The organism is Streptomyces sp. NPDC043746, from assembly GCF_056436485.1.
The window spans coordinates 1-7,499 of sequence record NZ_JBWKCM010000058.1 but is presented as its reverse complement, the minus strand read 5'-3'; the positions used below and the strand labels follow the sequence as shown (position 1 = coordinate 7,499).

Sequence of the window (7,499 nt, the reverse complement as noted above, 5' to 3'; positions counted from 1 at the left end):
CCCTCCCCCCCCCCCCCCACCCCCCCCCTCCCCCCCTCCCCTCTCTCCCCCCCCCCCCCCCCCCCCCCCCCCCCCCCCCCCGCCGGGGCTCGTCACCGAGGTGCTGTTCACCGAGGGCCGGGTGGCGGCGGTGGCGGTGGACGGCCCGCTCGCTTCCCGTAAGTCGCTGCGCCTGGCCGACCTCGTGGACGGCCCCGTCGTCCTCAACACCGTCTCCGGCATCACGACCCCCGAGCTGTGGCCGCCGCACGCCCGCCCCGCCGCCACCCTCACCGTCGCCAACACCGACGACTGGCTGGCCGCCATCGCCGCCGGGCGCGGCAGCGGGGTCTCGGCCGCCTCCACCGCCGCCGTGCACCCGCACCCGGGCGTCGCCTACGTGCCGCTCGACGACGCCCCCGGCGTCCCCGTCCTCCTCGTCCGCCGCGACGGCCCCGGCCACCCCGCGCTGCCGAAGCTGGCCGCCCTGGCCCGGGAGATCGTCGCGCGGGGGTGAGGTCCCGGCGCACGCGCCCGCGGCTGCATGGTGCCTCTGCTAAGGCCGGCCCGCCGGAAAGTGTTGACGAATCGCGCATGCCTTCTGCCCGGGTTGCGCCTGTTCGAGCGTCTGGAGCCGTGGCCCATCAGAGGTTCCGATGAGCCGTAGAAAACCAGCATGCGGGTATGTTCCCATGCTGGCGGACGTACGGAAGGCAGGAAAAGAGCCACCCCGGGCGTGAACCGCCACACCAGCGGTCGCACGCACGCCCGGCGGGAACTGATCGTCGCGCCAGGCAAACGGGAGATGCGATGCTGCGTGCCAACGAACCAGGCAGATGGCCTTTGAACAGCCACGAGAGAGCTGACCTCCGCACCGAGGCCGGTCCGGGCGCTGTCACGGAGCGCTCCGACGGATTCGGTGGGACGACGGTCAGCAGGCGTTTCGGCGAGGTGTGGATCTGTGTGGTGGAGGGGGGTTCGAGCGAAGTGCGGGGGCCGGGAAGAGCGGGGCCCGCGGACGAGACCCACCTCCGGGTCTTCCGCCCCCTGGTGGGCGAGGTCCATGTGGACCAGGACGGCCGACAGGCCGTCACCGGCAGTTCGGGCCTGGTGTGTTACGACAGCTCGCGGCCCCACCGGATCACCACGCCGGGTGACTTCCGCATGGTGACCCTCGCGCTGTCGCACCGTTCGATCGGCCTGACGCCCAAGGAGTCGGAGCTTCTCACCGCGAGGGTGTGGCACGGTTCCCAGGGGCTCGGCGCCCTGATGTCGGACCTGCTCGCCGGACTGGCGCGGTACGGAGAGGAGGTGGACACCTCCATCGGTCTCCTCGGCGGAAGCGTCGCGGGGCTGGCGGGGGCGCTCTTCGCCGAGCGGCTCCGCACCGCGGCGGCGGCGACGGGCGGGGGCCACCAGACCCTGATGGTGAATGTCCAGGCCTTCATCCGGAAGAACCTCGCGGTCCCGGAGCTGAGCCCGGTGGCCGTGGCGCAGCAGCACAACGTCTCGCTCCGCTACCTCCAGAAGATGTTCAACGAGCACAACACCAGCCCCGCACGGTGGATCAGGGACGAGAGACTGGCCCGTTGCCGTGCCGAACTGGCCGACCCCGGCCTCTCCCATCTCTCCATCGCGGTGATCGGCGAGCGCTCGGGCTTCTACGGGGCGTCGCACTTCAGCCGGCTGTTCCGGGACCGCTACGGCGTGACGCCCCGGGAGTACCGCAAGACCATGCGACCGGCCGCCCTCACCGCCTGACGCCTCCGCCACCCGCCCCATCACGCACGTCGTACCGATCGCGTCGTACGGATCACGCCGTACCGACGTGCCGTCAATGCTGTGAAAGGTGGAACGTTGACCAGTTTCGAGTTTCCCGGCGAGTACTACGAAATCATGCGTCAGGACTTCCGGGACCTGGACGCCGAGACCGCATTCCTCGCCTCCTGCGCACCGCCCGGCGGCCGGATTCTCGACCTCGGCTCCGGCACGGGGACCAATCTGCGCCGACTGGGCGCCCTCGGCCACTCCTGCGTGGGGGTGGACCAGAGCGCGAGCTTCGTGGAGTACGCCCGGCAGGCGGGCGGCGAAGGGGTCGAGTACGTGCACGGCCGGGCGGAGGAGTTCTCGACGGACCGCCACTTCGACCTCGCCTACAGCCTCTTCACGACGCTCAACCAGCTCCCGCACGACAGCGTGCGGACGTTGTTCGAGACCACCCGGCGCCATCTGGCGCCCGGGGGCAGGCTCGTTCTGGAATTCGGTCACCTGCTGAACTTCGTCGAGAGCTACCAGCAGCACACGGTCGCCCACCACCGCTCCGACGGCGTGCTCATCACCCGGCTCGCCCGCCAGTCGCTCCACCCGCACACGGCGACCTGGCGGCACGAGGAGACGCTGCTCGTACGTCGTCCGGACGGCCGGGTCGCCCTGTACGACAACTTCTTCGACCAGTCCGTGCTCACCGGGCCCGAGGTGCGCGGCCTGCTGGCCGACGCCGGGTTCACCGTGACCGCCGAGTACGGCGGGTTCCGCGAGGAACCCGCCCCCGGCCACGGCCGCGGTCCCCTGGTGATCGTGGCCTCCCCCTCCCGTAAGGCAGCGATATGACGAACACGGAAGTCTCGTTCCTCGACGGCGGCCCGCCCGCCCCCCTCGATGTCCACCACCTCGGCGAGACCCTCGTCCGGGCGGCGCGGACCGCCACCTCGGCCGACATCTGCTTCCTGGACGACGAGGGCTCCGAGACCACACTGACCTACGCCCAACTGCTGGACCATGCGGCCCGGGTCCTCGGCGGGATGCGCGCGGCGGGCGTCGCCCCAGGCGAGACGGTCATCCTCCAGGTCGCCGAACCCGCCGCCCTGCTCGCCGCCTTCTGGGCCTGCGTGCTGGGCGGATTCCTGCCGATGCCGGTCAACGCCGGTGCCACGGCGGACCAGCGGGCCACCGCTCCCGAGCTGCTGCGGCGGGTCTGGCAGGGGTACGGCAGGCCCAAGGTGGTGACCGGTCCCGGCCAGGAGATCGCGGCAGCGGTCGCCGCGGACCCTCGGTGGCAGCGGGCACGGGTCGGGGACACCGACCGGTTGGGCGCCGCCAGGCCCGAGACCGTATGGCACCGCGCGGCTCCGGACGACCCGGCCGTACTGCTGCTCACCTCGGGCAGCACCGGCGTGCCCAAGGCCGTCACCCTCACCCACCGGAACGTCCTGAGCCGCACCGCGGCCACGGTCCGGGCGAACCGGCTGGGGGCCGCGACCCGCAGTTTCAACTGGATGCCGCTCGACCACGTGGGCGGACTGGTCATGTTCCACGTACGCGACGTCCACCTCGGCTGCTACCAGGTGCACGCCGGGATCGAGTGGGTGCTCGGGGACCCGCTGCGCTGGCTGGAGGCCGTCGACCGGCACCGGGCCGACACCACCTGGGCCCCCAACTTCGCCTTCGGCCTGATCAACGACCAGGCGGACCGGCTGGCCGGCTCCCCGTGGGACCTCAGTTGCCTGCGGTACATCATGAACGGCGGCGAAGCCGTCCGCAGCGGTGTGGTGCGCCGCTTCCTGGAACTGCTCGCCCCTCTCGGGCTGCCCCGGGACGCCATGTGGCCGGGGTGGGGCATGTCCGAGACATCGGCGGGGGTGGCCGACTGCGAGTTCTGGGAGGTCGACGCCGGGGACGACCGGTACGTGCCGGTGGGGCGGCCGCAGCCGGGGACGGCGCTCCGCGTGGTCGACGAGCACGACCGGGTCGTCCCGGCGGGCACGACCGGCCGACTACAGGTCAGCGGGGCCTGCGTGACGTCGGGCTACTACCGCAACCCCGGACAGAACAGGCTCGCCTTCACGGAAGGCTGGTTCCGGACGGGTGACCTCGCCTACGTACGGGACGGCGTCCTCACGGTGACCGGTCGCGCCGACGATGTCATCGAGCTGGGCGGGACCGCCTGCCACGGCCATGAGATCGAGGCGCGGGTGGAGGAGCTGGACGCGGTGGTTCCGTCCTACACCGTCGCCTGTCTGGTGACCGGGCCCGAGTCGGGGAGCGAGGAACTCGCGGTCTTCTTCCATCCGCGCGCCGGGACGGACCCGGCCGACGCCGCTCGGCAGGTCCGCGACCAGGTGGCGAGGACCCTGGGCGTGACGGTGGCCCACGCCGTGCCGGTCGCCCGGGAGGACGTGCCCAAGACGGGCATCGGCAAGCTCCGGCGGGCCCAGCTGCGGGAGCGGTTCGCGCGGGCGGGCTCGCCCGGTCCGGCCGGGGAGCCCGTGCCGGTGAGCTGAGCCCGTCGGTCGGTGGGGAGCCCGCGGCGTGCGCCGCGGGCTCCCCTGTCTTCCCACCGGCACCGACTAACCCCTCAAGCGGCGTTCGATGGTTGCGAAGCCTTCTGCTAACTCATAAAGTCACTTTTGACAGTTAGCCGAAGGGGGTGCCTGGGGGCCCACGGGACCGCACGCAGACGTGTCAGATCACGTGCGCGTTCACGCGACAGCCACGGAGCGAGCGTCCCTACCGTGAGGGGCACGGACACCGGACCCCCCGCGACGACGTGCGCGGCACGGCCTCGGAGCCGTTCATCCGATCCGGCACGCAGACACGCACTGGAGGCTTTCCATGACCATCACTCAGGCACCGGCCGGCGACGCGGGGACCCTGCCGAAGACGCTGACCGCGCAATCGATCCTGACCCGTGCCAGGGCGGCGGCACCGCGGTTGCGCGAACTCTCCGAGGAGATCGAGCGCACCCGGAGGCTTCCGGAGGAGGCCGTCCGGCTGATCCGGGGAACCGGCGTGTTCCGCATCGGCATGCGCGAGGAGTGGGGCGGGCCCGAGCTGACCTTCTGGGAGCAGACCGAGGTCATCGAGGCGCTCTCCCACGGTGACCCGGCGGCCGGTTGGTGCGCGATGATCGGCATGGACACCTGGATCTACGCCGGTTATCTCGACGAGAGCGTGGTCGAGGAGATGCTGACCGACGTCGACGCGATAACCGCCGGGCTCATCTTCCCGGTCGGGCGTGCCGACCGGGTCCCGGGCGGCTACCGGATCACCGGCCGCTGGCCCTTCGGCAGCGGCGTCACGCATGCCGACTGGGTCGTCGGCGGCTGCGTCGTCCACAGCGACGGCGCCCCGGAGCCGGGCAAGGACGGCGCACCGGTGAACTGGCGGCTGATGCTCGTACGCCGCGAGGAGATCACGCCCGTCGACACCTGGCACACGCACGGCCTGGCCGGAAGCGGCAGCATGGACTACCAGGTGGAGGACCTCTTCGTACCCGAGAGCCGTACGTTCGACTTCACCACCCCTCGGGACAGCAGCCCGTTCTCCGCCCCCGACGCCTTCCTCGGCAACGTGGCGGGCGTGCCGCTCGGCGTCGCCCGGGCCGCGCTCGACCATGTGCGGGGCATCGCCGAGGACCGCGTGGACCGGGCCACCGGGGCCCCCTGGTCGCAGAGCTACCGGGTGCAGACCACCATCGGCGAGGCGGAGATGCTTCTCTCCGCGGCCCGTTACGCCGTCCGGGGCTCGCTGGACGAGCTGTGGAACCGGCTGAAGGAGGGCGTCGAACCCACCCCCGACCAGCAGGTCGCCGCCGCGCTCGCCCGCCTCAACGCCTTCCGCACCGCGCGCTCGATCGTCCAGCGCCTCTCCGACCTCGTGGGCACGGCGTCCATCTACCGGACCTCACCGCTGGAGCGCTGGTTGCGCGATCTCCACACCATGTGCCAGCACATCCTGGCCCAGGAGCAGATCGCGCAGTCCGCGGGCGCCCACCTGATCGGTGGCACCCCCCAGGCTCCCTTCCCCCTCGGCCTCAAGGGCTGAACCGGCCGCGAGGAGCGCGGCCGGGAAACGAGGGAACGTCCAGCACCCCACTGCCGCGACAACCGGCACTCACCCAAGGAATCAGGAAAGCTGATGGCAACTTCCGGCGAAGTACAGGTCGAGCCCGCGGGCGGCAAGAAGAGACGTGCCGAAGACACCGGGACATCCTGGGGGTTACGCGAGTGGGGACTCCTGGTCAGCGTCTGTGCCGCGTTCTTCCTGGACGCCCTCGACAACATCATGGTCGGGATCGCCGTACCGCCGATCCAGGCCGATCTCGGGATGAGCACCGCGGCCGTGCAGTGGGTCGTCAGCTCCTACGTCCTCGGCTTCGGCGGATTCCTGCTGCTGGGCGGCCGGATGGCCGACCTCATCGGGCGCCGCCGCGTCTTCCTCGTCGGTGTCGCCGTCTTCGCCGTGGGGTCGCTGGTCGGCGGCCTCACGAGCGAGGGCCTGGTGGTGATCGTGGCCCGGTTCGTCATGGGGATCGGCGCCGCGTTCACCGCACCGGCCGCTCTGTCGATCATCATCACCAACTTCCCCGCGGGCCCGCAGCGCAACCGGGCGGTCGGCATCTACACGGCGTGCGGCGCGGTCGGCTACTCGACCGGTGTGATCGTCGGTGGAGCGCTGACCGAGATCAACTGGCGCTGGACCTTCCTGCTTCCGGTCGTGGTGGCGATAGCCGCCCTGGTCGGCGGCATGGTCCTGGTGCCGCGCGACGTCGTGGCGGACCGCTCCCGGGGGTCGTTCGACGTGGCGGGCGCCGTCACCGTCACCGGGGGGATGCTCCTCCTCGTCTACGCCATCGTCGAGGCGCCCAACGTGGGCTGGACCTCGGCGCGGACCCTGCTGGTGTTCGCGGCGGCGGCGGCCCTCCTCGCGGCGTTCGTCCTCATCGAGTCGCGCGCCTCCCAGCCGCTGCTGCGCCTGGGGCTGCTGCGCAACCGGTCGCTGGTGGGGGCCAGCCTGGTGGCCGCGGCGATCCTCGGCACCTACATGAGCTTCCAGTTCATCGGCGGTCTGTACCTCCAGACACTGCGCGGCTGGTCACCGATGGAGATGGCCCTGGCCTTCCTCCCGATCGGGCTGCTCATCGCGACGATCGCGCCACGGTCCGGGAAGCTCATCTCCCGGTTCGGGGTCCAGTGGATGATCGTCGCCGGGTTCGTCGCGTACACCGCCTCCTATCTGCTCTTCCTGCGCATCGACGAGAACTCCAGCTACCTCTGGGTGATCCTGCCGAGCATCCTCCTCATCGGTATCGCCTTCCCGTTCTCGTTCCCGGCCGCCAACGTCCAGGCGACCTCGAACGTGGCGGACGAGGAGCAGGGCCTGGCCGCCGGGGTGCTGCAGACCGGATACCAGGTCGGGGCCGCCGTGGTGCTGGCCGTGGTGACCGCCACGATGGCGGTCGACCACACCGGCGGCGGGGAAGGGGCCGGCACGCTGGCCGGCTACCACAGCGGCCTCTGGGTGCTCTCGGGCATCTCCGCCCTCACGGTGGCGCTCACCGCCGTCGCGGCGATCCGGGCCTCGGCCAGGCGCCGGGCATCGGCGGACGCGACGGTCTAGAACACCTCACCACACCAGCGAACACCAGGGGTGGGGGGGGGGGGGGGGGGGGGGGGGGGGGGGGGGGGGGGGGGGGGGGGGGGGGGGGGGGGGGGGGGGGGGGGGGGGGGGGGGGGGGGGGG

5 protein-coding genes and 1 pseudogene are annotated in these 7,499 nt (G+C 71.9%); all 6 read left to right on the top strand.

Features of this window, described 5'->3' with window-relative positions:
* Positions 1–70: 70 nt before the first annotated feature.
* Positions 71–496: pseudogene (locus tag AC0682_RS31175) on the top strand (LysR substrate-binding domain-containing protein); the annotation flags it as partial.
* 326 nt (positions 497–822) lie between these two features.
* Positions 823–1,740 (top strand): helix-turn-helix domain-containing protein, encoded by a 918-nt coding sequence (locus AC0682_RS31170; RefSeq protein WP_478536578.1) that lies wholly within the window; start codon positions 823–825, stop codon positions 1,738–1,740.
* Positions 1,741–1,836: 96 nt separating this feature from the next.
* The gene (locus tag AC0682_RS31165) at positions 1,837–2,589 is read left to right on the top strand and encodes a class I SAM-dependent methyltransferase (RefSeq protein ID WP_478536576.1); all 753 of its coding nucleotides are present in this window, start codon (positions 1,837–1,839) and stop codon (positions 2,587–2,589) included.
* Entirely contained in the window at positions 2,586–4,259 is a 1,674-nt protein-coding gene (locus AC0682_RS31160; protein ID WP_478536574.1) for an AMP-binding protein, read from the top strand. The genes AC0682_RS31165 and AC0682_RS31160 overlap by 4 nt, the downstream gene beginning before the upstream one ends.
* A gap of 331 nt (positions 4,260–4,590) precedes the next feature.
* On the top strand, positions 4,591–5,802 hold the full coding sequence (locus AC0682_RS31155; RefSeq protein WP_478536573.1) for an acyl-CoA dehydrogenase family protein: 1,212 nt from the start codon (positions 4,591–4,593) through the stop codon (positions 5,800–5,802).
* A gap of 93 nt (positions 5,803–5,895) precedes the next feature.
* Entirely contained in the window at positions 5,896–7,377 is a 1,482-nt protein-coding gene (locus AC0682_RS31150; protein ID WP_478536572.1) for an MFS transporter, read from the top strand.
* Positions 7,378–7,499 lie beyond the last annotated feature (122 nt).

Coding starts and splice junctions, on each gene's coding strand:
- AC0682_RS31150 (WP_478536572.1), top strand. CDS start 5,896: ATGGCAACTTCCGGCGAAGTACAGGTCGAGCCCGCGGGCGGCAAGAAG.
- AC0682_RS31160 (WP_478536574.1), top strand. CDS start 2,586: ATGACGAACACGGAAGTCTCGTTCCTCGACGGCGGCCCGCCCGCCCCC.
- AC0682_RS31155 (WP_478536573.1), top strand. CDS start 4,591: ATGACCATCACTCAGGCACCGGCCGGCGACGCGGGGACCCTGCCGAAG.